This is a genomic window from Corynebacterium faecium (genome assembly GCF_027257105.1).
Taxonomy (GTDB): Bacteria; Actinomycetota; Actinomycetes; order Mycobacteriales; family Mycobacteriaceae; genus Corynebacterium; species Corynebacterium lehmanniae.
This window is the reverse complement of sequence record NZ_JAPYJX010000003.1, coordinates 205,882-229,551: the sequence shown is the minus strand read 5'-3', so window position 1 is coordinate 229,551 and position 23,670 is coordinate 205,882. Positions and strand designations below refer to the sequence as shown.

Below are 23,670 nucleotides of genomic sequence, written 5' to 3'. Positions count from 1 at the left end.
CCCCGCTCAAGGACGAACTAGTTCAGCGGCTTCTGCACATTGTTCGGGTTCTGGCCTGCGAGCAGGTCGCGGATTTCCGCGAGCAGCTCGGTGTCGGTCGGCTCCGGCTCGTCCGGGTCGATGCCCTTGCGGCGCTTCTGCGCCTCGTCGAGCTTGTTCATCGGAGCAACGAGCAGGAAGTAGATCACTGCCGCGATGAGCAGGAAGTTGATGATGGCGGTCAGGACAGCGCCGAAGTCGACGAAGGTCGCCTCGTTGCCCTCGCGGACGAAGAAGCCCAGGCCGGAGTAGTCCACGCCACCCAGGGCAGCGAGGAGCGGGTTGATGATCGCGTCAGAGAACGCGGTGACAACTGCGGTGAATGCCGCACCAATGACAACGCCGACGGCAAGCTCGATGACGTTGCCGCGCATGATGAAATCTTTAAATCCTTGAAGCATGGTTGGGGATATTAAACTGACGTTGACGGTTGCTCAACACGAGAGTCAGCGGCTCAGACAGGGACGCAGCCGCAACGGCAGCTGCCTCACCCTGCCTGAGCAGCACCAACACTGCGTCGCCTTCCCCAGATGTGACGACAATCCCATTTTCAGCAACCACACGAGGCCCTTGGCCCACAACGTCAACAACAGTCCCGTGGTGGAGCATAGGCAAGATGTCCGGTTCCGCCAGGGGGACCGGCACCATGGAGAACTCCTCGCCGTCCGGCATGTCCTGGGTGAGCAGCCCCGCCAGGTCCGGACCGACCAGGCGCGTGGCCGTGACCACCTCGCCGCGGGAGGCGGCCGCCGCGAGCAGTTGCCCCTCGGCCAGCGCCGCATCATCCAGCGCGTTGTCGGGCACCGACTCCGCGGGCAGCCGACGCAGCTCCAGATCGTCCGAGGTAAGCACTGTGCCGGGGGCGACATCGCGGGCGAAGGTTAGGGCGGGCGGGTCGGACCGTGAGGCGTCGATAAGCACATGCAACACAGCAGCGACGACGAGGAACACGGCTACCGCCCTGCGGATGATCACGGAGCGGCGGTAGCCGGGGGAGCGGAGGGTGTTCAGGCGCGCGGAGAAGTCCATAGGAATAGGACGGTGAAAGCGGCGCACCGGTTCCCTAGATGCGGAAGAAACCTTTCGTGGTGATCACCGCGTCCACCGCCTGATCGTGCGCGTCGTGGGGCACCGCGTCCACGACCTCCCAGTCGTAGACCACCGCCGCGACGGGGACATCCAGGCCCGCAAGCGCGCGGTCGTAATAGCCGGCACCTTTGCCCAGACGCATGCCTTGCCTATCGACGGCTAACGCCGGCGCCACCACCAGCCCGCAGGAGCGCAGCACGTTTGAGGTGAAGCGCGGGCCGTCCGGCTCAGAGATCCCCAGCGCGCCAGCCGCATCCGCGCCCCCGAACTGCGCCCAAGCCAGCACCCCGGCCGGCAGGGAAATCGGCAGAAACAGTGTGCGTGCCGCGGCGGCGAGCCGTGCTGCGAAATCCGCCGGACCCGGCTCGGAGCCGAGCGGGTTGTAGGCGGCGATGTTCGTGCCCCGTGCGCCGAAGTCGTCGACACATGCCAGGGTCGCCGCAACGATTGCCTGGTCGAGCTCGTGCTTGCGCTCGGTGCCGCGCAGGTCGCGCCGGGTAGCCGAGTGCGCGGCGCGCATTGCAGCCTTCGGGGGAGGGGTGGTTGTGTTCGTGTGCATACTCCTCGCTTCTTACGGGTCGCAGCCCGGTTGTGAGGGTTGGGGGCTGTAGGCTTTGCGTTTATGCAGAATTCTACTGACCGACCCGTTGATGCTGCGCGCGCTTCGGTGAAGACTGTTGTGGTGCCGGCTGCGGGTATGGGGACGCGTTTTTTGCCGGCGACGAAGACGGTGCCGAAGGAGCTTCTGCCGGTGGTGGATACCCCGGGCATTGAGCTGATTGCGGAGGAGGCTGCAGCTTGCGGTGCGCAGCGCCTGGCTGTGGTGGTCGCGCCGAATAAGGAAGAGATCATGCGCCACTTCGGCGAGTTTTCGGACTTGCAGGAGCTGATGGTTTCTCGCGGCAAGCAGGCGCAGGCGGACAAGGTGGCGCGCGCGAACGGTCTGATTGAGGCTGTGGCGGTGACCCAGGACGAGCCGCTCGGGCTTGGCCATGCTGTCGGTTGCGCGGAAGAGGCGCTGGATGACGACGAGGACGCGGTTGCTGTGATGCTGCCGGATGATCTGGTGTTGCCGGCTGGTGTGATGGACAAGATGGTCGCGGTGCGCAACGAGTTGGGTGGCTCTGTGTTGTGCGCGTTTAACGTCTCGCGTGAGGAGGTGTTCAACTACGGCGTGTTCGACGTCGAGGACGCCCAGGCCGAGATTGATGGTGTTGAGGTGTTGAAGGTGCGCGGCATGGTGGAAAAGCCTGCTGTGGAGGATGCGCCGTCGACGCTTGTGGCCACCGGCCGCTACCTGCTTGACCGCGGCATCTTTGACGCGCTGCGCCGTATCAAGCCGGGTAAGGGTGGTGAGTTGCAGCTCACGGATGCGATTGAGTTGATGATCTCTGAGGGGCATCCGGTGCATGTGGTGGTGCATGAGGGCAAGCGGCACGACCTTGGTAACCCGGGCGGGTATATCCCGGCGAATGTGGATTTCGGTTTGCGGGATGAGAAGTACGGCCCGGCGTTGTACACCGCGGTGAAGAAGATCATCGCCGACTTCGAGGCAGAACACCCCGAGGTTGCAGCAAAGGCGCAGGACAACGCGTAAACGAAAGGGGCACGGGCTATGCGCAGCGTAGAGGACCAGCTTGCGGCTGTAGTGGACGCCGCAGCCGCCCCCGAGCCGATCCGGGTGGCGCTGACAGACGCGCTCGGCCTGATGTGCGCCGAAGAGGTCACCTCAACCAAGCAAGTCCCCGGCTTCCCCCAGGCCGCGGTGGACGGTTTCGCCGTGCGCGCTGTCGACGTGGGCGGCTCCGCCGGCCTGCGCAGGCCCGAGCGCCGCGAAGAACACGACGATAACGGCGAGGAAGCCCCCGCCGACCCGCCGCAGCCGAACCGCGAGCGCGCCCTTCCCGTGGTGGGGGAGGTGCCCGCTGGCTCGCAGAAGCCGCTGCGACTGCAGCCGCGCCAGGCGGTGCGCGTCGCCACCGGCGCCCCGCTGCCCACGCTCGCGGACGCGGTGCTGCCGCTGGAGTGGACGGACTGCGGGCGAAAACGCGTCACCCCGCAGCGCCCGGTGCGCACCGGTGACTTCGTGCGCAAGCCTGGCGACGACATCCAGCCCGGCGACATCGCCGTGCGCCAGGGTGCAGTGCTCGGCCCCGCCCAGATCGGCCTCGCCGCCGCGGCGGGCCGCGACAAGCTGCTGGTGTACCCGCGCCCACGCGTGACAGTGATGAGCTACGGCCTGGAACTGGTGGACCTGGACCGCAGCCCGGGTCTGGGCCAGGTCTTCGACATCGCCTCCTACGTCGTGTCCGCCGCCGCAAAGGAGGCGGGCGCGGACGTCCACCGCGCCGGCATCATCAACGCCGAGCCGCGGCGCATGCGCGAGATCATGGCCGGGCATATCGCCAAGAGCGAGTTCGTCGTCATCACCGGCGCCGTCGGCGGATCCGGTGCGGCGCCTATCCAGGAGATCCTGCGCGAGATCGGACAGGTCGACACCACGCGCGTGGCCATGCACCCCGGCTCCGTGCAGGGCTTCGGGCTGTTGGGGGAGGAGCGCGTCCCGGCGTTCCTCCTGCCGTCGAACCCGGTCAGCGCGCTCGTGATTGCGGAGACGTTTATCCGCCCAGCCATCCGCCGCTCCCTGGGTAAGACCGCGGTGACGCGCCGCACCGTCAAGGCCCGTTCCCTGCGCGAACTGAGCTCGATCCCGGGCCGCCGAGGCTACATCCGCGCCCGCCTGATGCGCGACGCGGACAGCGGCGACTACCTAGTCGAACCGCTTTCGGCCCTCGAGGCGGGGCCGGCCCACCTGCTGGCCGGTTTCGCGGAGGCCAACGCCATGATCCACCTGCCGGAAGACGCCGTGGACGTGCGCCCCGGCGACATCGTGGACGTCGAGTTCCTCCGCCAGCGCAGCTAGGCTCAGCCATGTTCGCGATGTTCCGCCAGCCCACCCCGGGCTGGCCAGAGTCCACGCCGACCGCGACGCTTCCCGACGGCACATCCGTCCGCCTCCGACCCCTCACTTCCCGCGATGGAAAGGACTGGTCGGGCACGAGAAACGTCGATAAGCAATGGCTCCAACCGGTCGAACCCACGGTGGAGGGCAGCTGGGAGGACGCGCACTCACACGCGGCGTGGCGCAACACCTGGCTGAACCTGAAGCGGCTGGCCAACCAGGGCACCGTGGTGCCGCTGGTCATCGAGGTCGACGGCGGCTTCGCAGGGCAGGTCACCCTGGGCAACATCCAGCACGGCATCGTCTCCGAATGCTGGGTGGGCTACTGGGTGCACTCGCCGTTCATGGGCCGCGGGGTGGCCACCGCCGCGTGCGCGTTGGGTGTGGACCACGCGTTTTCCCGCGTCGGACTGCACCGCGTGACCGCCACCTACCTGCCACACAACCCCGCCTCCGGGCAGGTGCTCAAGCTCAACGGCTTCCGCGAGGAGGGCTACCTGCGGCGCAACCTGCACATCGACGGGCAGTGGCGCGACCACCACTTCGTGGCCTTGAATGCCGATGATTTCCCCACCACAGCCGTGCAGCGCCTGCGCGAGACCGGCCGGGTGCGCTAGAGGGCGAAAAACAGCTGCGCCTCACCGGCGCGCCGACCCGTCCGCCTGCGCAAGTGCCGATACCGTGGACTTCTGACTTTAAGGGTGCAACTGACGCGGAAAGGTGGCATCGCCCATGGGCAGCCCGAGCTTAATGATCATCTTGATCCTGGTGGTGTGGATCATCGTCCTCGCACCGTTGATGATCGGCAACAACAAGCCGATCCGCCGCTCCGGCGACGGCTACGACGAAACGCGCGTGCTGCACGAGGGCGGCACCGCGCCGATGGCTGAGCGCCGCCGCCCGAAGCTCACCGCCGCCGACATCCACCGCCACAGCGAGGACACCGACTACGAGGTTGTCGAGGCAACGGATGCCGAGGAGCAGGTGCTTATCGACGACGCTCCCGCCCTGCGCACCCTCTTCCGTCGCCCCGGCGCCGAGGAGGCCGGCGCCGAGGGGGATGCCGCCGCGGCCGACCACATCGATGGCGAAGTGATCGAGCACGTCGACGACGAGGCCGAGCCGGCTGAATCCGAGGACGCTGCTGCGACTGAGCAGGCCGACGACGCACCCGCCGCCGGCGGCTCCACCAAGGTCGTCGCCAGCGGGGCCGCCGGCTCCACCAAGGTCCTCGCCGCGGAGGATGCTGCAGAAGACGCCGAGGCAGAGGCCGAACCGGTCGACGAGGCTGAAGCCGAGGCAGACCGCTACGAACTGGACGAGTCCTACACTGCACCCGAGGACTTTGGCTACGCGGGGGAGACCGGAGGCGTCGAGAAGCAAAGCGCCCCGGAAGCGGAAGACGAGGAAGCACCGGAAGAGCCGGAGGCGACCGCAGAAGCGGCAGAAGCGGGCGACGAGGACCTCGCCTTCGCCGCTGCGCGCCGCGGCCGCGGCGGTTTCGACCCGGAGCGCGAGAAGAAAAACACCGCCACCCGCTTCCAGCGCCGCCAGCGCACCCTGCTGGCTTTGATCGTGGCCTGCGTGGTCACGTTCGTTATCGCGTTTGTCGCAGGCGGCTGGACTTGGGTGCTGCCCGCTGTGGCAGCCGGGCTGACCGCGTGGTTCATGATCGCGCTGCGCCGCGTCGTGCTGAAGGAGCGCGCGCTGCACGCCCGCCGCCTGCGCCAGCTGCGCCGCGCCCGCATGGGTGTGGCGATGAGCAACCACGACGAGCACCCGCGTGACGCACGCCTGCGCGCCGGCTCCGTGGTGCTGGACCTGGACGACGAAAGCCCCGACTTCGACACCCTGCCGTCCACCCGCTACGTGCCGGAAAACGACCCCGGCTACGACGACTACGACGACTACAGCACCCTCGGCGACTACGGCACCCGCGCCTCCTAGATCAACGGCGGAAACCGCGCGTGCGCAGCCGATTTAACCGGCGCGCGGGGGAGGAGTAACGTAACACCACAAGCCGAGGGGCTATAGCTCAGTTGGTAGAGCGTCGCGTTCGCAATGCGAAGGTCAGGGGTTCGATTCCCCTTAGCTCCACTGGAAGACGGGACCCGGTCGAAAGCGACCGGGTCCCGTTACGTTTTGCGCATCGGCTAAGCTGCCTTCCCGTTGTGTAAAACGCAAAAAGGAGCAGCTGAAGTGGCAGATTCGATGAATGCGCAGAAGATCCGTCGCGCCGTGCTGATCGTGGCGCTGCTGAACCTCGCCTACTTCTTCGTGGAGTTCGCCGGTGCCGTGGCCATCGGCTCGGCATCGCTGTTCGCGGACTCCGCCGACTTCCTCGAGGACACCGCGATTAACCTGCTGGTGTTCTTCGCCGTGGCGTGGCCGGCCGCCCGCCGCCGCACCGCGGGCAGCGTGCTCGCCGCGCTGATCCTCATCCCGGCGGTGGCGGCGGTGGTCACCGTGGTCACCAAGATCATGAACCCGGTCGCGCCGTCGCCGGAGGGCTTAACCGGCATCGCGTTCGGTGCGTTGGTGGTCAACGTGGTCTGCGCGATCCTGCTGATGCAGCTGCGCGGCGAAGACTCGTCGCTCGCCACCGGCGCCTGGCTGGCCGCGCGCAACGACGCGCTGGCCAACCTGCTCATCATCGCCGCCGGCTTGCTCACGTTCGTGTGGGAGACCGCCTGGTTCGACATCGTCGTCGGCGCGATCATCGCCGCGATCAACCTCTCCGCCGCCAAGGAGGTCTGGGAGGCCTCCCGCGAGGAGCACGACTCCGTGGAGGACGCCTTCGCGGACATGGACGACGACTAGACGCCGCTTACGCCCACACCCCGGACGCCCCGCGGCGCCACGTGCCCACCAGGTTGGTGTCGATGATGCCGGTGGATTCCATCAGCGCGTACATGGTCACCGGCCCCACAAAGGTGAAGCCGCGCTTCTTCAAGTCCTTGGCCAGCTGCTCGGATTCAGGCGAGCGCGTCGGCACCTCCGCCATCGTGCGCGGCACCGGCGTATTCGCCGGCTGGTAGGACCACACGAACTCGCCCAGGTGCGTGCCCTCCTCCCGCAGCGCCAGCGTTGCCTCGGCGTTTTTCACTGCTGCTTCGAGTTTGCGCCGGTTGCGGATCAAGGAAGCGTCGCCAAGCAAATGCTCGATGCTCATGCCCGCGACGGCCTCAGGATCGAAGCCGTGGAAGGCAGCGCGAAGGGCCTCGCGCTTCTGCAGGATCAGCCGCCACGACAGCCCCACCTGGAAGCCCTCGAGGCAGACGCGTTCAAACATGCCCTGCTCGTCGGTGACGGGCATGCCCCATTCGGTGTCGTAGTACTCGCGCAAAAGTGGGTCGGTGGCGGCCCACGGCGGGCGCGCCAGCCCGTCGTCGCCGATGACGGGCCAGCCGGACTCGGGATCGGTTTCTGGTGTGGTGTGAAGATCAGTCATAGGTATTGGACTCAGTTCTACCCGGTTCGGTTCCACGGGTACGCTAATCGGCATGAATAGGCCCGCCGTCCGCGACTTCGCGCTGCTTGTGCTCCGGCTTGTGCTGGGCGCGGTGTTTGTGGCGCACGGCTACAACCACTGGTTCGAGATGGGCATGGCCGAAACCGGCAGCCAGTTCGCCGCACTCGGGGTGCCGCAGCCGCAGCTGTCCGCCTACCTCACCGGCACCGTCGAGCTCATCGGCGGCGCGTTTTTGGCTGTGGGGCTCTTGACGACGATCACCGCGTCGCTCCTTGCCCTCCTCGTTTTAGCCGCCGGGTACTTCGTGCACCTGGACAACGGCTTTTTCATCGAGGCTGGGGGAGTGGAGTACACGCTCGTGCTCGCCGCCGCGCTGTTCATCATCACAGTCTTCGGCACCGGCCGCGTAAGCCTGGACGGGGTGCTCACGCGTGGTTAGCCACGAGGAGGTCCAGGCGGCGCTGTCCGCGCGCATCGACGGCGAGAAGGCCGAACTCGACGACGCCATCGTCGACGCCCACGTGTCCGGATGCCCGGAGTGCCGCGCGTTTTTGGACCGCTCCTTGGCACTGTCGGAGTCGTTGTCCCAGTCACTCGGCGGCGACACCGACGACGCGATGGCGCCGCCGCAGGACCTGTCTTCCGCGATCCTCGCCGGCGTGGACAACGAGTGGCGCCGCTTCGCGCGCCGCCGGGAGATCGGCATGGCCGTGGGGCGCCTGATGCTCGGCGCGATGGCCGTGGTGTGGGTGCTGTGGGCCGTGCGCCTGATCCTGTCCGGCGGGGAGGAGCCGGTGGTGGCGTCTTCGGCGTCCGTGCGTTTCGGCGTGGCGCTCGCGTTGGGCTTTACCGCCTGGCGTCCGCAGCAGATCCCGGGGGTGGTGCTGATTGTAGGCACGATGTTTACCTTCACCGTCGGCTTCGCCGTGCGCGATTTTGTGCTGGGCACAGGCGCGTTCGAGCTCGCCGGGGTGCTCGTCCCGTTTATGAGCCTGGTGGCCCTGGTGTGGACCTGGGTCGCGGACCGGGGCGGGGCGCTGCGCCGGGCGTGGCAGCTGCTCGACGCCCGGCCGTACTAGCTACTTCCGGCTGGCTACTTCCAGCTGGGCAGCCACATGATGGACTCGTACCAGGCGTCCGGGATTTCGAACCCGTAGAAGATGGGCGACCAGTAGATGAAGCTGGCCACCACCAGCGCGATGTAGACCACGGCGGCAAGTTGGCCCCAGCGCATCTCAAAGCCCGCGACCTTGTTCACCCAGGACCACGTCACGGGCCCGCCCTTCTTGGCCAGGTTGCCCAACGCGAGCGCGAGCAGCACCGCGGTGAACGGCACCAGGGCGGTGGCGTAGAAGAAGTACATCTGGCGGTCGAAGGCGGCCAGCCACGGCAGGAACCCGGCGGCGAACGCGATCACCGGCACGATGACGCGGAAGTCCTTGCGGGTCAGCCACACCCAGCAGGCCCACAGCAGCACCGGCACGGTCAGCCACCAGATGGCGGGGGTGCCGAACATGTAGATCATCTCGCGGCACTTGCCGTCACCGGGCGCGATGGAGCACTCCAGGTCGGTGGCGGAGTAGTAGAGGATCGGGCGTGCCGAGACCAGCCAGGCCCACGGCTTTGAGTCCCACGGGTGGGAGTGGCCGGACGACGACGTCAGCGAGGCGTGGAAGTTCAGCACCGAGAAGTGGTAGTAGAACCAGCCAGCGATCGGCTCGGGCAGGTTGGCCAGCCAGGGCCAGTCGGAGCCGGCGATCGTGCCGTCGGTAAGCGAGTGGCGGTACACGGAGGTCTCGGACGCGAACCAGGCGCGCCAGGACCACAGGTACAGCACGGCGGGGATGAGCACGATGGAGGCGAGCGCCGACGGGACGTCGCGAAGCAGGGTGCCCGAAATCGGCTTCTCCACGCCGTAGCGGCGGCGCAGGAACAGGTCCCAGAACGACGACAGCAGGCCGAAGAACATGATGTAGTACAGGCCGGACCACTTCACAGACAGCGTCAGGCCGAGCAGCACACCGGTGGCGAAGCGCCACCAGCGAAAGCCCATGCGCGGGCCGAAGGGGCCCGCTTCCTCGAGCTTGCCGGCCAGCCACGCGTCGTGCCAGCGGTGGTGCACCTCGCGCATGTCGCCGGCCAGGGTCCACGCCGCCATCACCACGAACAGCACCTGGAAGACGTCGAGCATGCCGAATTTTGCGGAGACCAACAGGACGCCGTCGAACAGCGCGATGATGCCCGCGAGGATCGCGATGTTGGTGGACTGGCTCACCCGCCGCGCGAGCAGGAACACGAACACGATCACGGCGGTGCCGAACAAACCGGTCATCAGGCGCCAGCCGAGCGGGGAGTAGCCGAAGATGATCTCGCCGAGCGCGAGCAGTTGCTTGCCCAGCGGCGGGTGCACGACCAGGCCGTAGCCGGGGTTGGACTCGATGCCGCCCAGGACCGGGTTGAACCAGCTTTCCACCATGTCCCAGGCTTGCGGGACGTAGTGCTTCTCGTCGAAGACGGGGGTGCCGGAGCTGGTCGGCTGCACCAGGCCGATGAACCTGGTGAGCAGCGCCAGCACACCGATGACGGAGGCGGCGATGGTGTCGCGGCGCGTCCACGGCACCGTCACGGGTGCCTCGGGCGCAGGCTGGGCGGGCCGCAGGGAACGCGTCGTCTCTGGCGCCGTTGCGTCGGCGCTAGGTGGCGGTCCGGCGGGGTTCGGGGTGCTCGCGATAGTGGTCACGACGGAAGATATTAGCGCCTTACGCGTATGCTCCCGAGGTATGTCCGCCGAGCAAGACAACCTGACTCAGAACCTCCCGGCCGGAGTTGTACTCGCGGCCACCCCGCTCGGCAACGTCGCGGACGCCTCGCCCCGGCTTGCGCAGGCGCTCGCCACGGCGGATGTGATCGCAGCGGAGGACACCCGGCGCACGCGCGCCCTTGCCGCAGCGCTCGGCGTGGAAATCACCGGCCGCGTGGTGTCCAACTTCGACCACAACGAGGAATCCCGGGCGCGGGAGCTTCTCGACGCCGCACGCGCCGGCACCGTACTCGTCGTCACCGACGCCGGCATGCCGCTGGTGTCCGACCCCGGCCACTCCATCGTCGCCGCCGCCCACGACGCCGGCATCCCGGTCACCTGCATCCCGGGCCCGTCCGCGGTGACCACGGCGCTGGCGCTGTCTGGGCTCAACGTGGGCCACTTCATCTTTGACGGTTTCGCGCCCCGCAAGGCCGGCGCGCGCCGGGCGTGGCTGGAAACGCTCGTGCACGAGCGCCGCGCCGTGTGCTGCTTCGAGTCGCCGCACCGCATCGAGCAGTTGCTTGCCGACGCCGCGGACGTCCTCGGTGCCGAACGCCGCGCCGCGGTGTGCCGCGAGCTGACCAAAACCTACGAGGAGGTCAAGCGCGGCACGCTGGGGGAGCTGTCCGAGTGGGCGGCCGGTGGCGTGCGCGGAGAGATCACGCTGGTGATCGAAGGCGGCACCGGGCAGCAGGCCGAACCGGAGGACCTGGTCGGGATGGTCCTGGAGCTCGTCGACGGTGGCCAGCGCATGAAAGACGCCGCGAAACAGGTGGCCAAGCAGCACGGCGTGAAGGTCGGAGACCTTTACGATGCCGCGTTGGATGCGCGGAGCTGACGTCGATAAGCACATGTTTTCCTCGCGCGCGGGTTAGCGCAATGGTGTGATCTGGGCTAGCCTGCTTGGGTTCTAGAAAAACCCTGAAAATTTGCGAGGAGAACTATATGTCTCAGCGTGATCTCCAAAGGGATCCACACGATCCCGACGTGGAGCCGCGGAGTACGGATCCCATTAAGACTGAAAAGACTTCCGCAGTCGGCGAGATCGCCGCGCTGCTGCGCGCCGACCGCGACGGCGTGCAACCCAACTACACCGACCCTGAGGAACGCGTCGAGAGCCAAGCCGACGCAGAAGACGCCCCGATCAACTGGGGCATCGTTATTCCTCTCGCGGTGATTGTCGCGGCGGTTGTCGGCTGGGGCCTGGCTGCCCCCGACAGCTTCTCCAACTTTGCGGACACCGCGTTCGGCTGGGTCATTGACAACCTCGGCTGGGCCTTCGTCCTCGGCGGCACCATCTTCGTCGCCTTCGTCATCGTGATCGCCTTGTCGAACTTCGGCACCATCCGCCTCGGCACCGCCGACGAGCGCCCCGAGTTCAAAACAACCTCGTGGATCGCCATGATGTTCGCCGCCGGCATGGGCATCGGCCTGATGTTCTACGGCGCTGCTGAGCCGCTCGCGATGTACCTCGACGGCGTGCCGGGCCACGAGCCGCACGAGGTCGGCACCGCGATGGCGCAGACCATGTTCCACTGGACGCTGCACCCGTGGGCCGTCTACGCCATCATCGGCCTGGCTATCGCGTACTCGACGTTCCGCCTTGGCCGCAAGCAGCTGCTGTCCAGCGCGTTCATCCCGCTAATTGGTGAGAAAGCGGCCGACGGCTGGCCGGGCAAGCTCATCGACGCCTTCGCCGTGTTCGCCACCATCTTCGGCACCGCCTGCTCCCTGGGCCTGGGCGCGCTGCAGATCAGCTCCGGCCTGGAGGCCTCCGGCTTCGTGGACAACCCGTCCACCAAGCTGACCATCGGCATCGTCTCCGTGCTTACCCTGGCATTCCTGTTGTCCGCGATGTCGGGCGTGTCCAAGGGCATCCAGTGGCTGTCCAACGCGAACATGGTCGTCGCCGCGATCCTGGCGATCTTCGTGTTCGTCTTCGGCCCGACCGTCGCGCAGCTGAACATGCTGCCGACCGCCGTGGGCAGCTACCTGCAGAACTTCTTCGAAATGGCCGCCCGCACCGCTGAGAGCTCCGACGGCCAGGCCGGCGAGTTCCTCTCCAGCTGGACCATCTTCTACTGGGCATGGTGGATCTCCTGGTCCCCGTTCGTGGGCACCTTCCTGGCGCGCATCTCCCGCGGCCGCACCGTCCGCGAGTTCTGCCTCGGCGTCATGCTGGTTCCGGCCGGCCTGTCCACCGCGTGGTTCGCTATCTTCGGCGCCACGGCCATCAAGATGGAGCAGGCTGGCGAGTCCATCGTCGGCGACGGCTCCAACGAGGAGCAGCTGTTCAACCTGCTGCACTCCCTGCCGGGCGGCTACGTCATGGGTGTGTTCGCCCTGATCCTGCTGGGCACCTTCTTCATCACCTCCGCGGACTCCGCGTCGACCGTGATGGCGTCCATGACCCAGTCCGGCAAGACCGAGGCGAAGCCGTGGCTCGCCGCAATGTGGGGCCTGGCCACAGCATTCGTTGGCCTGACGCTGCTGATCTCCGGCGGCTCGGACGCGCTGAACTCGCTGCAGTCGGTGACCATCGTGGCCGCCACGCCGTTCCTGTTCATCCTGATCGCGCTGATGTTCGCGATTGTCAAGGACATGTCCAACGACACGATCTACCTGGACAAGAAGGAGCAGGAGCGTTTCGCCCGCCAGCTGGCCATCGAGCGTCGCATGCACCGCGACCAGCAGGAGCTGGAAGCTCGCAAGGCGCAGGTGAAGGAGATGCTCAAACCGCGTTCCCGCTAGGGGCGTTTGCTTAACGACGCACCTTCGGTTGTGCCCCGCTCGAGCAGTGCAGTGCTTAAGCGGGGCATAACTTATGCTGAGAGCCATGACTTCTTCCGAGACCAACAACAACGTTCTTGTGTGCGTTGCGTGGCCGTACGCCAACGGCCCGCGCCATATCGGTCACGTCGCAGGCTTCGGCGTGCCCTCCGACGTCTTCGCCCGTTACCAGCGAATGTCCGGCAAGAACGTCCTCATGGTCTCCGGCACCGACGAGCACGGCACCCCGCTGCTCGTGCAGGCCGACAAGGAAGGCGTGACCGTCAAGGAGCTGGCGGACCGCTACAACAAGCAGATCGTCGAGGACCTGGCGGGCCTGGGCCTGTCCTACGACCTGTTCACCCGCACCACCACCCGCAATCACTACGCAGTGGTGCAGGAGCTGTTCCGCGGGCTGAACGAGAACGGGTACATGATCCGCGAGACCACCCAGGGCGCGATCTCCCCGTCGACGGGCCGCACGCTGCCGGACCGCTACATCGAGGGCACCTGCCCGATTTGCGGCGCCACCGACGCCCGCGGCGACCAGTGCGACACCTGCGGCAACCAGCTCGACCCGGCGGACCTGATCAACCCGGTATCCAAGATCAACGGCGAGACGCCGAAGTTCATCGAGACCGAGCACTTCATGCTCGACCTGCCCGCGCTGCACGACGCGCTGGAGCAGTGGCTGTCCACCCGCCAGGAGTGGCGCCCGAACGTGCTGAAGTTCTCCCTGAACCTGCTGGAAGACATGCGCCCGCGCGCGATGACCCGCGACATCGACTGGGGCATCCCGATCCCGGTGGAGGACTGGCAGGACAACCCGTCGAAGAAGCTCTACGTCTGGTTCGACGCGGTGGTGGGCTACCTGTCCGCGTCGATTGAGTGGGCGCACCGCTCCGGCAACCCGGAGGCCTGGAAGGACTTCTGGCAGGACCCCGCCACCGAGGGCTACTACTTCATGGGCAAGGACAACATCACCTTCCACTCCCAGATCTGGCCGGCGGAGCTCCTCGGCTACGCGGGCAAGGGCGCGAAGGGCGGCACCGCCGGCGAGCTCGGCGAGCTGAACCTGCCCACCGAGGTCGTCTCGTCCGAGTTCCTCACCATGTCCGGCTCCAAGTTCTCCTCGTCCAAGGGCGTGGTCATCTACGTCAAGGACTTCCTTTCGGAATTCGGCCCGGACCCGCTGCGCTACTTCATCGCCGTCGCCGGCCCGGAGAATAACGACACGGACTTCACCTGGGACGAGTTTGTCCGCCGCGTGAACAACGAGCTGGCCAACGGCTGGGGCAACCTGGTCAACCGCACCGTGTCCATGGCGCACAAGAACTTCGGCCAGGTCCCGGCACCCGGCCCGCTCGAAGCGTCCGACGAGCGCATCCTGAACCTCGCGGCCGAAACCTTCACCACCGCCGGCGAGGAGCTGGGCAAGGCCCACTTCAAGTCCGCGATCACGAAGATCATGCACGTCGTCGGCGAGGCCAACGCCTACATCGCGGAGCAGGAGCCGTGGAAGCTGGCCAAGGACGACACCCAGCGTGAGCGCCTGGCCACCGTGCTGTGGACCGCGCTGCAGGTCGTCTCCGACTGCAACGCCATGCTCACCCCGTTTTTGCCGCACACCGCGCAGAAGGTCCACGAGACGCTGGGCCGCACCGGCATCTGGGCCGCGGAGCCGCGCGTCGAGGAGGTCGTGGACGACGAGGAGTTCAACCTCGTCGGCGTCGGCCTGCCGGAAAAGGGCCAGACCTACCTGACCATCACCGGCGACTACTCGCAGCAGCAGGCCGTGTGGCAGCGCGTGGACGTTACCCCGGGCACGGAGCTGTCCAAGCCGCAGCCGCTGATTGCCAAGCTGGACCCGGAGCTCGGCGAGACCGGCCCGGAGTGGGCGCCGGTGCAGTAGACCGCGGCTACAGCTGCTCGCCGAGCCACGCCCTGGCCGAGGCGAGCATGGCCTTGACCACCGGCACGTCGAACGCCCACAGCTCGATCGCGTGCGGCGCGCCCTCGACGATCTCGAGCTGGGCGGGCACGCCGGCGTCGCGAAGCCTCCGGGTGTAGGCGCAGATCTCCTCGTAGAACAGCTCGATGTCGCCGGTGGACAGCCACGCAGGGGGAAGGCCCGACAGGTCGGCGCGCCGGGCGGGGACGGCGTACTCCGGCACCGTTGCCAGCCCGGGTGCCTGCCCCAGGTAGGACGTCCAGGCGTAGCGGGTCTGCGAGTTGTTGGCCACGGGTCGGTCGCGGGGGAGGTCGCGTCGACGGTCGGCGGTGGGGCGGTCGTCCAGCATCGGGCAGAACAGCCACTGGGCGCGCGGAAGCGGGCCGTGCTCGTCGTAAAGCCGCTGGCACGCCGCGGCGGCCAACCCGCCGCCGGCGCTTTCGCCGCCGATGGCGAACGGTTCGCCGAACTCGTCCGCGCGGGTGTGCATCCACGCCCACGTCTCAAGCGCGGCGTCCAGGCCGGCGGGGAAGGGGTGCGCAGGCGAGAGCGGGTAGCGCGGTGCCACCACGGTGACGCCCACCTCGGCGGCGGTGTTCGCGCACAGCGGCCCGTCCTGGGCGGGGTGGCCGATGATGTGGCCGCCGCCGTGCAGCCACAGCAGGGCGCCCTTCGGATTGCGCGGCCGGAAGATGAGGGTGCGCCCGTGCCGGATCAGCTCCACGCCCTCGCGCCGGGGGATGGGAAAGAGCGTCTGGCCGTGGGTGGTGAGCCAGCGGGTCGCTCGCAGCTCCACCGGCGGGTGGGGGATCAGCCGCGCCCGCCTGCGCAGTTCCGGCCGCACGAGCGGCATGATCGATTCCGGCATTGGAGCAGTCATAGGAACTGCCCGAGAAACTTGGTCAGCGTGCCCGGCTCTTCGTCCTCGAAACGCTGGTCCACCACCACTAGCGGCGCGGTGTATTTCTCGCCCGCGCTGCCGACGTTTTTGGCGACGACGAGGTCGGTGCCGTAGTCGTCGATAAGCAATTGCCACTTGTACCCCTCGCGCACGAGCGCCTGGCCGAGCGCGGTGCCGAAAAGGCGCGCGGTGTCGCCGCGGGGGAAGCTGCGGCGCACGTCCGCGGGAAGGGCGAGGTAGTCGGCGAGTTCGGCCTCGAAAGACTCCGCGATGTCGGCGGGCGAGCCGTTGATGCCGCGGCCGGCGGCTTCGGCCAGGTCGGCCTCGATTTGGGTCTGGGTGGCTGAGTCGATGTCTTCAAATGCCATAGGGTGCATCGTATGAGCAAAAAGAAGCCACGTCCCACGCCCGTGCCCGCCGAGCCGATTGCCGGGCTGATTGACGCGCACACGCACCTCGCGTCGTGCGGCGCGCGCAGTGCCGAGGAGGTCGACGCGTTCGTCGAGCGCGCCCTGGCCGCCGGGGTGGAGCGCATCTGCACCGTCGGCGACGGGCTCGAGGAGGCTGAGCTCGCGCTTCAGGCCGCCCACTTCAACAAGCGCGTGTTCGCTGCGTGCGCCATCCACCCGACGAGGGCACACGAGCTTGACGACGTTGCTCGCGCCCGCCTGACGGAGATGGCCGCCGACGAGCGTTGCGTGGCGGTGGGCGAGACCGGCATCGACACGTACTGGCTCAAACACGACGCGGAGGGCACCGCGCCGCTTGAGGTGCAGGAAGAGGCGTTTCGCTGGCACATCGATTTGGCGTGCGAGTCGGGCAAGGCGTTGATGATCCACAACCGCGAAGGCGACGCGGAGATGCTGCGCATTCTTGATAGTGCCCCACGGCCCGAGCACGTGATCCTGCACTGCTTCTCCTCGCCGCTGGACGTGGCGCGCGAGGCGATCGAGCGCGGCTACGTGCTCAGTTTCGCCGGCAACGTCACGTTCAAGCGCAATGAGGAGCTGCGCGAGGCGGCGGCGCTGGCGCCGGCGGGACAGCTGCTGGTGGAAACGGACGCTCCGTACATGACGCCGGAGCCGTTCCGCGGGGCGAAAAACGAGCCGTCGCTGATCGGGCACACGGCGAAGGTCGTGGCCGAAGCGCGCGGCATGGAAGTGGCCGATGTGGCGCGTGAGATTGCAGAGACATTCTCGCGGGTCTACGGGGTGTGAGCTGGCACGTCGGGCCTTGAAACCCCGCGGGCGTTACCGTATCGTTACCCGGGTTGTTAGCTGAACACCTTCAGCTGAGCCGACCCGTGAGGAAACACATGTCCCGTCAGATCAAGCGGATCAACCCAAAGAGCACCGCCACCAAGCGCGCCGTCGCCGGCACCGTCGCCGGCGCCGTCCTGGTCGGCGGCGCGGGCACGGCACTTGCCACCCAAAAGCAGGTCACCGTCGACGTCAACGGCGAGGAAACCAACGTGCGCACCTACGCCGCGGATGTCGCGGGCGCGCTTTCTTCTGCCGGCGTCGAGGTCGCGCCGGAGGACCTGGTCTACCCGGCGCCGGGGGAGAAGCTTTCCAGCGGCGACACCGTCACCGTGCGCACCGCGAAGCCGGTCGCCGTGGTCATCGACGGCGTTGCGCAGGAGATCACGTCGACTGCCGGCACCGTCGGCGAGCTGATCGACCAGGCCGGCGTTGACGGCTACTCCGCCGTGGACGTGGACCGCGACCAGCCGGTCACCGACGGCATGAACCTGAACGTGACCACCCCGAAGATCGTCGCGTTGCGCGACGGCGGGGATCTGACTTACGTCGCGGCCGCCGCGAAGACTGTTGGCGACCTGCTCGCCGCCCGCGGCGTCACCTTCGACACCGACGACCGCCTCAACGTCGCGCTCACCGATGCCATCGAGCCCGGCATGGAGATCGTGCTCGACCGCGTGAGCACCGTGGACCGCCCGGAGACCGTCGTGGTGGAGGTTCCGGCGGAGTACGTCGACGACGACTCGCTCGACGAGGGCGAAGAAGAGGTTCGCGAGAAGGGCGAGCAGGGCGAAACCAAGGTCATCCACCGCACCGTCACCGTCAACGGCAAGGTCGAGTCCGAAGGTGTGGCCGAAGAAAAGGAAGTGAAAAAGGCCAAGCCGGCGCTTATCGCCCGCGGCACGAAGCAGGCCGACAACGCCGGCAACACTGGCGCGGCCGCGCCCGCGGTGGCCTCCGGCAGCGTGTGGGATTCGCTGGCGCAGTGCGAATCCGGCGGCAACTGGGCAATCAACACCGGCAACGGCTTCTCCGGCGGCCTGCAGTTCACCCCGTCCACCTGGGCGGGCCACGGCGGCACCGCGTACGCGCCGAGCGCGCACCTGGCCACCCGCGAGCAGCAGATCGCCATCGCCGAGCGCGTCCAGGCCTCCCAGGGCTGGGGCGCCTGGCCTGCCTGCACCGCCAGCCTGGGTATCCGCTAGATGGCAGAAGCGCAACTCTTAGGGCCCGCCGAGATCCGCGAGCTCGCCGCCGAGCTGGACGTCACCCCGACGAAGAAGCTGGGGCAGAACTTCCTGCACGACCCCAACACCGTGCGCCGCATCGTCGCGGCCGCGGAGCTTTCCCCCGACGACCACGTCGTCGAGGTCGGGCCCGGCCTTGGCTCGCTCACCCTGGGGCTCATCGACACCGCCCAGACCGTCACCGCGCTCGAGATCGACCCGCGCCTGGCCGGGCGCCTGCCCACAACCGTCGGGGAGTTCGCCCCGGACCACGCCGATCGCCTCACTGTCATCAACACCGACGCGCTGAAGGTCGCCCGCGCCGACTTCGATGTCGCGCCGACCGCGTTGGTGGCGAACCTGCCCTACAACGTCTCGGTGCCGGTGCTGCTGCATTTGCTGGCGGAGCTGCCGTCGATACGCAGGGTGCTCGTGATGGTGCAAAAGGAAGTCGCCGACAGGCTTGCCGCCCAGCCCGGCTCGAAGATCTACGGCGTGCCCAGCGTCAAGGCCGCCTTCTACGGCGACGTCTCGCGCGCCGGCACGATCGGCAAGCACGTGTTCTGGCCGGCGCCAAACATCGAGTCGGGGCTCGTGCGCATCGACGTCGCAGCCGACGCCCCGCGCGAGCTTCGCGACACCATCTTCCCGCTCGTGGACGCCGCCTTCGCCCAGCGCCGCAAGACGCTGCGCTCCACGCTGTCGGGCATCTACGGTTCGGCCGCGGCCGCCGAGGACGCGCTGCGCGCCGTCGGCATCGACCCGGGCCTGCGCGGCGAGAAGCTCACCGTCGCAGACTTCATCCGGCTGGGGGAGGCCCGGCATGGCGCGTGAGATCGTCGCCTCCGCGCCGGGCAAGGTGAACCTGCACCTCGGCGTTGGCGAGGCGCGCACGGACGGCTACCACGACCTGGTCAGCGTCTTCCACGCGGTGGACAGGCGCGAGGTGGTGCGCTTGCTTCTCGACGGCGCCCCCGTGGCCGGCCCGCCCGTCGCATCCATGCGCACCACGTTCTTCGTGGACGAGCCCGACGAGGACATCGACGGGCCAAACAACCTGGCCTGGCGCGCCGTCGAGGCCGTGGTGGCGCGCGCGGGCGTGGCGGTGCCGCGCGTGCGCATCGAGGTGGACAAGCACGTCTTCGTCGCCGGCGGCATGGCGGGCGGCTCTGCCGACGCGGCCGCCGCGCTGGTGGCGGCCAATGCGCTGGTGGCGCAGTTCGGCGAGCCGCTGCCGGATGAGAAATTGCGCGAGATCGCGGCGTCGCTCGGCGCGGACGTGCCCTTTTCGCTCATGGGCGGCACCGCGCTCGGCACCGGCCGCGGCGACAAGCTGGTGGAGATGCTCTCGCGCGGCCGGCTGCACTGGGTGTTCATCAACCCCAAAATCGGCATCAACACCGGGGGAGCGTTTGCGCTTCTCGACGATCTGCGCCACGGCAACCCCGCCCTTCTGCCTCACCTGGACGCCACCGAGCTGTCCCAGGCGCTGACCTCCGGCGACGTGGCGCGCGTGGCGGCGGCGTTGCACAACGATTTGGAGGCGCCGGCGCTGTCGATGCGCCCGGTGCTCAAGCGCGTGCTTGGCGTTGCCGGGGAGGCGGGCCGACGCGCGATCGTCTCCGGCTCCGGGCCCACCGTGGCCGTGCTCTGCGACGACGCCGACGACGCGCGCTTTGCCGCCGAGCACCTGGCGGAACGCTTCGACGGCTACGAGGTCTTCGTCGCCGAAGGCCCGGACCACGGCGCCCAAGTCGAACGCGTGATCTAACGCGGGCCGGTTGTGTCGGGGCGGGCCGTAGTGTGCGGCCCATGCCCTTAATCGATGCCACACGCAACTACCTCGACGGCAACACCTCCACCGTGGAGGCGCGCCTGAGCGGGTTCACCGCCGCCCCGCCCGCGGTGAAAGGTCGGCCGATTTGGGAGCACCTGCCGCGGGTAAGAAAACTCAAACGCGACGACCACCCGCGCGCCGCACTCGCGCTGGCCGAGGAGCTCATGTTCGCGATGCAGGACGCCGCGGACTCGGATGCCGCCTGGGCGCTGGATGCCTACGTCGCCGAGGTGGCGGCGCTGCACCACGCGCTGGGCCAACACGCGGAGGCGGCCGTCGTCATCCGCACCTGGCTCGCCGCGACGCCGGTGGCGCGGCACCCAGATGCGCGGGTGAACCTGGAGAAACGCCTGGCCAAGGCGGAGGAGCACCTCGCCCGCCGCGAGGGGCGGGATCCGGCGCCGTTCAAAGCCGCCTGGCAGGCCAAGGTTGCCGAAGAGAAGCGCCTGCCCGCCACCCCGCGCGCCGAGCTCACCGGCAAAGCTCGGGCGCCGAGGAAGGTTGCGGCGGCGAAGTGGATACCGCGAATAGGCGAGCTGCTCCAAGACGAGTTCATCGCCGTCGACTTCGAAACCGCGAACCGGATCTCCGGCGCCTCCGCGTGCCAGGTCGCGCTGGTCAAGGTCGCCGGCGGGGAAGTGGTGGACCAGCTGTGCACCTACCTGCGCCCGCCGGAGGAATACATCCTGTTCGAGTTCAGCCACATCCACGGCATCGACCGCGGCGACATCGAGGACGCGCCGAGCTGGTTCGACATTGCCGACCAGCTCGTGGAGTTCGTCGGTGAAGCGCCGGTGTGGGCGCACAACGCCACCTTCGACGCCGCGGTGTGGCGTGCGCTCGACCGCTACTACTTCACCGGCACGTACCCTAAGCGCTTCTACTGCACCTGCCGCCTGAGCCGGCGCCTGCTGCCGCACCTTGCGGACCACACACTGCCCACCGTCGCCGAGTACTGCGCGCCCGGGTTCACGCTCAACCACCACCGGGCGGATTCGGACGCGCTGGCGTGCGCCCACATCGTCGCCCAGCTGCAGCGCAGCCGAGGGCTGCACGCGTTGCTGCCTGCGTAAGATGGCTAGCCGATATGGCTAACCTGATCAACCTGGAAAACGTCTCCAAAACGTGGGGGCTGAAAACGCTTCTCGACGGCGTCTCGCTCGGCGTGCAGACCGGCGAGCGCATCGGCATCGTCGGCGTCAATGGCGGCGGCAAAACCACCCTGCTGGAGGTGCTCACCGGCATCGAGCCGCCGGACGCGGGGCGCGTGTCGCACACCTCGGACCTGCGCATGGCGGTGGTCACGCAGCGCTTCACGCTGGATAGCGCGCTGACGGTCGGCCAAGCCGTCGTCGAGCCGCTGGGCCTGCAGACCTTCGAGTGGGCCTCCAACGCGCGCGTGCGCGAGGTGCTGCAGGGCACCGGCGTGGCGGAGCTCGGCCTGGACACCCCGGTGGGGCAGCTCTCCGGCGGCGAGCGCAGACGCGTCAACCTCGCCGCCGCGCTCGTGCAGGATTTGGACCTGGTGGTGCTGGACGAGCCGACCAACCACCTCGACGTCGAAGGCGTGCAGTGGCTCGCCGACCACCTGCTGGCCCGCAAAGTCGCCGTCGTGGTGGTCACCCACGACCGCTGGTTCCTCGATACCGTGGCCACCCTGACCTGGGAGGTCCACGACGGCGCCGTCGACGTCTACGAGGGCGGCTACAACGACTGGACCTTCGCCCGCGCCGAGCGCGCCCGCCAGGCCGACGCCATCGAGCAGCGCCGCCAGAACCTCGCCCGCAAGGAGCTGGCGTGGCTGCGCCGCGGCGCACCTGCCCGCACCTCGAAGCCGCGCTACCGCATCGAGGCCGCCGAAGCCCTGATCAAGGACGTCCCGCCGCCGCGCGACACCGTCGAGCTCATGGCGTTTTCGAAGCAGCGCCAGGGCCGCGTGGTCATCGAGCTCGAGGACGCGCGCATCGACGCCCCGGACGGCCGCACGCTCGTCGACCACCTCACCTGGCGCCTCGCCCCCGGCGAGCGCATCGGCTTGGTCGGCGTCAACGGCTCCGGCAAAACGACGCTGCTGCGCACCCTGGCCGGGGAGTACCCGCTGGCCGCCGGCAAGCGCATCGAAGGCCAGACCACCCGCATCGGCTGGCTGCGCCAGGAACTCGACGACCTCGACCCGGAGCGCCGCGTCATCGACGCCGTCGAGGACGTCGCCACCTACATCAACTTCGGCAAGAAGGAGCTGTCCGCCTCGCAGCTCGCCGAGCGTCTCGGCTTCTCCCCGAAGCGCCAGCGCACCCCCGTGCGCGACCTCTCCGGCGGCGAGCGCCGCCGCCTGCAACTGACCCGCGTGCTCATGGCCGAGCCGAACGTGCTGCTTCTCGACGAGCCCACCAACGATCTCGACATCGACACCCTCCAGGAGCTGGAGAACCTCCTCGACTCCTGGCCCGGCACCCTGGTGGTCATCTCCCACGACCGCTACCTGATCGAGCGCATCGCCGATTCCACCTACGCGTTGTTCGGCGACGGGAAGCTCACCAACCTGCCCGGCGGCATCCAGCAGTACCTGGACCAGCGCGCCGATCAGGCCCGCACTGCCGGCGTGCTGGATCTGGGGGAGGGGCAACCGGAGGCCGTCGATAAGCAGATGAGCTCCCAAGAAGAGCGCGAGCTGCAGAAGAAGATGAAGGCGCTCGAGCGCAAGATCGCCAAGGAAAACGAGCGGGCCGAAGCCCTCGAGGCGGAGATTGCCGCGCTGTCCGAGACCGGCGACTTCGACGCCATCGGCGCCAAAACCAAAGAGCTCACCGCGGTGAAGGATGCGCGCGAGGAGCTCGAGATGGAATGGCTCGAACTCGGCGAGAAGCTCGAAGGCTAGGGTGGGGCGCATGATTTTAATAAACGTGCGATTCAAGCCCCTGCCCGAGAACGTCGAGAACTTCCGCGAGCTGGTCAAGGACTTCACCGACGCCTCCCGCGCCGAGGAAGGCAACATCTTCTTCGACTGGTACCGCAACGAAGACAACCCCGACGAATACCTGCTCATCGAAGCATTCCAGGACGACGCCGCCGAAGCCCACGTCAACTCCGACCACTTCAAGGCCGCCCAGGAATTCTTCCCCACGATCCTGAAAGAGACCCCCACCATCATCAACACCCTCATCGAAGGCAAGACCGAGTGGGACCAGATGGCGGAGTTCAAGGTCTCCTAGGGGTAGCGCGGGTGTGACGTGATGTCTCCTGGGGCGCATTCATGGCTTAATATCTCCCCCGTCACATTTTCCTAGAACGTGAAAGGGGTGTCCCCAGTGACCGCTCCAGAGCCCACGCACGGCGGATCCACCGCCGCAGACGTGCCCGCC

The 23,670-nt window shown here is 67.9% G+C and carries 24 protein-coding genes and 1 tRNA gene; 18 read left to right on the top strand and 7 right to left on the bottom strand.

The window, feature by feature from the left end:
* Positions 1 to 17: 17 nt before the first annotated feature.
* From mscL to O5O53_RS04580, 3 genes are read right to left on the bottom strand one after another with little or no spacing between them, the layout of a single operon-like run.
* Positions 18 to 440, bottom strand: a complete 423-nt coding sequence (gene mscL, locus O5O53_RS04590) for a large conductance mechanosensitive channel protein MscL (RefSeq protein ID WP_181888019.1) — start codon at positions 438 to 440, stop codon at positions 18 to 20.
* The gene (locus O5O53_RS04585; RefSeq protein WP_269509442.1) at positions 424 to 1,068 is read right to left on the bottom strand and encodes an SAF domain-containing protein; all 645 of its coding nucleotides are present in this window, start codon (positions 1,066 to 1,068) and stop codon (positions 424 to 426) included. The genes mscL and O5O53_RS04585 overlap by 17 nt, the downstream gene beginning before the upstream one ends.
* Before the next feature lie 34 nt (positions 1,069 to 1,102).
* Positions 1,103 to 1,687, bottom strand: a complete 585-nt coding sequence (locus tag O5O53_RS04580) for a 5-formyltetrahydrofolate cyclo-ligase (protein ID WP_269509440.1) — start codon at positions 1,685 to 1,687, stop codon at positions 1,103 to 1,105.
* A 63-nt stretch (positions 1,688 to 1,750) separates the two neighbouring features.
* Here O5O53_RS04580 and O5O53_RS04575 point away from each other — a divergent pair, with 63 nt between their 5' ends.
* The 6 genes from O5O53_RS04575 to O5O53_RS04550 all read left to right on the top strand — a co-directional run bounded on the left by O5O53_RS04575 (position 1,751) and on the right by O5O53_RS04550 (position 6,910).
* Positions 1,751 to 2,725, top strand: coding sequence for a UTP--glucose-1-phosphate uridylyltransferase (locus O5O53_RS04575; protein WP_269509438.1), 975 nt, complete (start codon positions 1,751 to 1,753; stop codon positions 2,723 to 2,725).
* Between the two features lie 18 nt (positions 2,726 to 2,743).
* A complete protein-coding gene (glp, locus tag O5O53_RS04570) occupies positions 2,744 to 4,051 on the top strand; it encodes a molybdotransferase-like divisome protein Glp (RefSeq protein WP_269509436.1) in 1,308 nt (435 codons plus the stop codon).
* A gap of 8 nt (positions 4,052 to 4,059) precedes the next feature.
* Complete coding sequence (locus tag O5O53_RS04565; RefSeq protein ID WP_370642048.1) at positions 4,060 to 4,707, top strand: GNAT family N-acetyltransferase; 648 nt, start codon at positions 4,060 to 4,062, stop codon at positions 4,705 to 4,707.
* 115 nt (positions 4,708 to 4,822) lie between these two features.
* Positions 4,823 to 6,037 carry a divisome protein SepX/GlpR gene (gene sepX, locus O5O53_RS04560; protein ID WP_269509434.1) on the top strand — a complete coding sequence of 405 codons (1,215 nt, stop codon included), beginning with the start codon at positions 4,823 to 4,825 and terminating at the stop codon, positions 6,035 to 6,037.
* Positions 6,038 to 6,114: 77 nt separating this feature from the next.
* Positions 6,115 to 6,187, top strand: a tRNA-Ala gene (locus O5O53_RS04555).
* Between the two features lie 102 nt (positions 6,188 to 6,289).
* Positions 6,290 to 6,910 (top strand): cation efflux transmembrane domain-containing protein, encoded by a 621-nt coding sequence (locus O5O53_RS04550; protein ID WP_269509432.1) that lies wholly within the window; start codon positions 6,290 to 6,292, stop codon positions 6,908 to 6,910.
* Positions 6,911 to 6,917: 7 nt separating this feature from the next.
* On the opposite strand, the gene O5O53_RS04545 is transcribed toward O5O53_RS04550, so the two are convergent.
* Positions 6,918 to 7,541, bottom strand: coding sequence for a DNA-3-methyladenine glycosylase I (locus O5O53_RS04545; RefSeq protein ID WP_269509430.1), 624 nt, complete (start codon positions 7,539 to 7,541; stop codon positions 6,918 to 6,920).
* Positions 7,542 to 7,593: 52 nt separating this feature from the next.
* Between O5O53_RS04545 and O5O53_RS04540 the strand changes: the two genes are divergently transcribed.
* Positions 7,594 to 8,001: a DoxX family protein gene (locus O5O53_RS04540; protein ID WP_269509428.1), complete on the top strand. Its 408-nt coding sequence runs from the start codon at positions 7,594 to 7,596 to the stop codon at positions 7,999 to 8,001.
* Positions 7,994 to 8,641 (top strand): zf-HC2 domain-containing protein, encoded by a 648-nt coding sequence (locus O5O53_RS04535; protein WP_269509426.1) that lies wholly within the window; start codon positions 7,994 to 7,996, stop codon positions 8,639 to 8,641. The genes O5O53_RS04540 and O5O53_RS04535 overlap by 8 nt, the downstream gene beginning before the upstream one ends.
* A gap of 14 nt (positions 8,642 to 8,655) precedes the next feature.
* Here the strand turns inward: O5O53_RS04535 and pmt are convergent, their stop codons facing one another.
* Positions 8,656 to 10,293 (bottom strand): protein O-mannosyltransferase, encoded by a 1,638-nt coding sequence (pmt, locus tag O5O53_RS04530; RefSeq protein WP_437177842.1) that lies wholly within the window; start codon positions 10,291 to 10,293, stop codon positions 8,656 to 8,658.
* Between the two features lie 49 nt (positions 10,294 to 10,342).
* Here pmt and rsmI point away from each other — a divergent pair, with 49 nt between their 5' ends.
* From rsmI to metG, 3 genes are all read left to right on the top strand, one after another.
* On the top strand, positions 10,343 to 11,203 hold the full coding sequence (rsmI, locus tag O5O53_RS04525) for a 16S rRNA (cytidine(1402)-2'-O)-methyltransferase (RefSeq protein ID WP_269509425.1): 861 nt from the start codon (positions 10,343 to 10,345) through the stop codon (positions 11,201 to 11,203).
* A 107-nt stretch (positions 11,204 to 11,310) separates the two neighbouring features.
* Positions 11,311 to 13,116 (top strand): BCCT family transporter, encoded by a 1,806-nt coding sequence (locus O5O53_RS04520; protein WP_269509424.1) that lies wholly within the window; start codon positions 11,311 to 11,313, stop codon positions 13,114 to 13,116.
* A gap of 85 nt (positions 13,117 to 13,201) precedes the next feature.
* Positions 13,202 to 15,046, top strand: coding sequence for a methionine--tRNA ligase (gene metG, locus O5O53_RS04515; protein WP_269509422.1), 1,845 nt, complete (start codon positions 13,202 to 13,204; stop codon positions 15,044 to 15,046).
* Between the two features lie 7 nt (positions 15,047 to 15,053).
* On the opposite strand, the gene O5O53_RS04510 is transcribed toward metG, so the two are convergent.
* Together O5O53_RS04510 and O5O53_RS04505 are read right to left on the bottom strand one after the other, a co-directional pair.
* Positions 15,054 to 15,965: an alpha/beta hydrolase fold domain-containing protein gene (locus O5O53_RS04510; RefSeq protein WP_269509420.1), complete on the bottom strand. Its 912-nt coding sequence runs from the start codon at positions 15,963 to 15,965 to the stop codon at positions 15,054 to 15,056.
* Positions 15,962 to 16,354, bottom strand: a complete 393-nt coding sequence (locus O5O53_RS04505) for a DUF3806 domain-containing protein (RefSeq protein WP_269509418.1) — start codon at positions 16,352 to 16,354, stop codon at positions 15,962 to 15,964. The genes O5O53_RS04510 and O5O53_RS04505 overlap by 4 nt, the downstream gene beginning before the upstream one ends.
* A 12-nt stretch (positions 16,355 to 16,366) precedes the next feature.
* Here O5O53_RS04505 and O5O53_RS04500 point away from each other — a divergent pair, with 12 nt between their 5' ends.
* From O5O53_RS04500 to O5O53_RS04470, 7 genes are all read left to right on the top strand, one after another.
* Positions 16,367 to 17,203: a TatD family hydrolase gene (locus O5O53_RS04500; RefSeq protein ID WP_269509417.1), complete on the top strand. Its 837-nt coding sequence runs from the start codon at positions 16,367 to 16,369 to the stop codon at positions 17,201 to 17,203.
* Between the two features lie 98 nt (positions 17,204 to 17,301).
* Positions 17,302 to 18,450, top strand: coding sequence for a resuscitation-promoting factor (locus O5O53_RS04495; protein WP_269509416.1), 1,149 nt, complete (start codon positions 17,302 to 17,304; stop codon positions 18,448 to 18,450).
* Positions 18,451 to 19,305 carry a 16S rRNA (adenine(1518)-N(6)/adenine(1519)-N(6))-dimethyltransferase RsmA gene (gene rsmA / locus O5O53_RS04490; protein WP_269509413.1) on the top strand — a complete coding sequence of 285 codons (855 nt, stop codon included), beginning with the start codon at positions 18,451 to 18,453 and terminating at the stop codon, positions 19,303 to 19,305. It begins immediately after the preceding gene.
* Positions 19,295 to 20,242, top strand: a complete 948-nt coding sequence (locus O5O53_RS04485; RefSeq protein ID WP_269509411.1) for a 4-(cytidine 5'-diphospho)-2-C-methyl-D-erythritol kinase — start codon at positions 19,295 to 19,297, stop codon at positions 20,240 to 20,242. The genes rsmA and O5O53_RS04485 overlap by 11 nt, the downstream gene beginning before the upstream one ends.
* 41 nt (positions 20,243 to 20,283) lie before the next feature.
* Entirely contained in the window at positions 20,284 to 21,381 is a 1,098-nt protein-coding gene (locus O5O53_RS04480) for an exonuclease domain-containing protein (protein WP_269509409.1), read from the top strand.
* A gap of 14 nt (positions 21,382 to 21,395) precedes the next feature.
* Positions 21,396 to 23,186 carry an ABC-F family ATP-binding cassette domain-containing protein gene (locus O5O53_RS04475; RefSeq protein WP_269509407.1) on the top strand — a complete coding sequence of 597 codons (1,791 nt, stop codon included), beginning with the start codon at positions 21,396 to 21,398 and terminating at the stop codon, positions 23,184 to 23,186.
* Positions 23,187 to 23,196: 10 nt separating this feature from the next.
* Positions 23,197 to 23,520, top strand: coding sequence for a putative quinol monooxygenase (locus tag O5O53_RS04470; RefSeq protein ID WP_269509406.1), 324 nt, complete (start codon positions 23,197 to 23,199; stop codon positions 23,518 to 23,520).
* Positions 23,521 to 23,670 lie beyond the last annotated feature (150 nt).

Excerpts from the sequence above, each read along its gene's own strand:
- mscL (WP_181888019.1), bottom strand. The coding sequence starts at position 440 with ATGCTTCAAGGATTTAAAGATTTCATCATGCGCGGCAACGTCATCGAG.
- O5O53_RS04585 (WP_269509442.1), bottom strand. The coding sequence starts at position 1,068 with ATGGACTTCTCCGCGCGCCTGAACACCCTCCGCTCCCCCGGCTACCGC.
- O5O53_RS04580 (WP_269509440.1), bottom strand. The coding sequence starts at position 1,687 with ATGCACACGAACACAACCACCCCTCCCCCGAAGGCTGCAATGCGCGCC.
- O5O53_RS04575 (WP_269509438.1), top strand. The coding sequence starts at position 1,751 with ATGCAGAATTCTACTGACCGACCCGTTGATGCTGCGCGCGCTTCGGTG.
- glp (WP_269509436.1), top strand. The coding sequence starts at position 2,744 with ATGCGCAGCGTAGAGGACCAGCTTGCGGCTGTAGTGGACGCCGCAGCC.
- O5O53_RS04565 (WP_370642048.1), top strand. The coding sequence starts at position 4,060 with ATGTTCGCGATGTTCCGCCAGCCCACCCCGGGCTGGCCAGAGTCCACG.
- sepX (WP_269509434.1), top strand. The coding sequence starts at position 4,823 with ATGGGCAGCCCGAGCTTAATGATCATCTTGATCCTGGTGGTGTGGATC.
- O5O53_RS04545 (WP_269509430.1), bottom strand. The coding sequence starts at position 7,541 with ATGACTGATCTTCACACCACACCAGAAACCGATCCCGAGTCCGGCTGG.
- O5O53_RS04540 (WP_269509428.1), top strand. The coding sequence starts at position 7,594 with ATGAATAGGCCCGCCGTCCGCGACTTCGCGCTGCTTGTGCTCCGGCTT.
- rsmI (WP_269509425.1), top strand. The coding sequence starts at position 10,343 with ATGTCCGCCGAGCAAGACAACCTGACTCAGAACCTCCCGGCCGGAGTT.
- O5O53_RS04520 (WP_269509424.1), top strand. The coding sequence starts at position 11,311 with ATGTCTCAGCGTGATCTCCAAAGGGATCCACACGATCCCGACGTGGAG.
- metG (WP_269509422.1), top strand. The coding sequence starts at position 13,202 with ATGACTTCTTCCGAGACCAACAACAACGTTCTTGTGTGCGTTGCGTGG.
- O5O53_RS04510 (WP_269509420.1), bottom strand. The coding sequence starts at position 15,965 with ATGACTGCTCCAATGCCGGAATCGATCATGCCGCTCGTGCGGCCGGAA.
- O5O53_RS04505 (WP_269509418.1), bottom strand. The coding sequence starts at position 16,354 with ATGGCATTTGAAGACATCGACTCAGCCACCCAGACCCAAATCGAGGCC.
- O5O53_RS04500 (WP_269509417.1), top strand. The coding sequence starts at position 16,367 with ATGAGCAAAAAGAAGCCACGTCCCACGCCCGTGCCCGCCGAGCCGATT.
- O5O53_RS04495 (WP_269509416.1), top strand. The coding sequence starts at position 17,302 with ATGTCCCGTCAGATCAAGCGGATCAACCCAAAGAGCACCGCCACCAAG.
- rsmA (WP_269509413.1), top strand. The coding sequence starts at position 18,451 with ATGGCAGAAGCGCAACTCTTAGGGCCCGCCGAGATCCGCGAGCTCGCC.
- O5O53_RS04485 (WP_269509411.1), top strand. The coding sequence starts at position 19,295 with ATGGCGCGTGAGATCGTCGCCTCCGCGCCGGGCAAGGTGAACCTGCAC.
- O5O53_RS04480 (WP_269509409.1), top strand. The coding sequence starts at position 20,284 with ATGCCCTTAATCGATGCCACACGCAACTACCTCGACGGCAACACCTCC.
- O5O53_RS04475 (WP_269509407.1), top strand. The coding sequence starts at position 21,396 with ATGGCTAACCTGATCAACCTGGAAAACGTCTCCAAAACGTGGGGGCTG.
- O5O53_RS04470 (WP_269509406.1), top strand. The coding sequence starts at position 23,197 with ATGATTTTAATAAACGTGCGATTCAAGCCCCTGCCCGAGAACGTCGAG.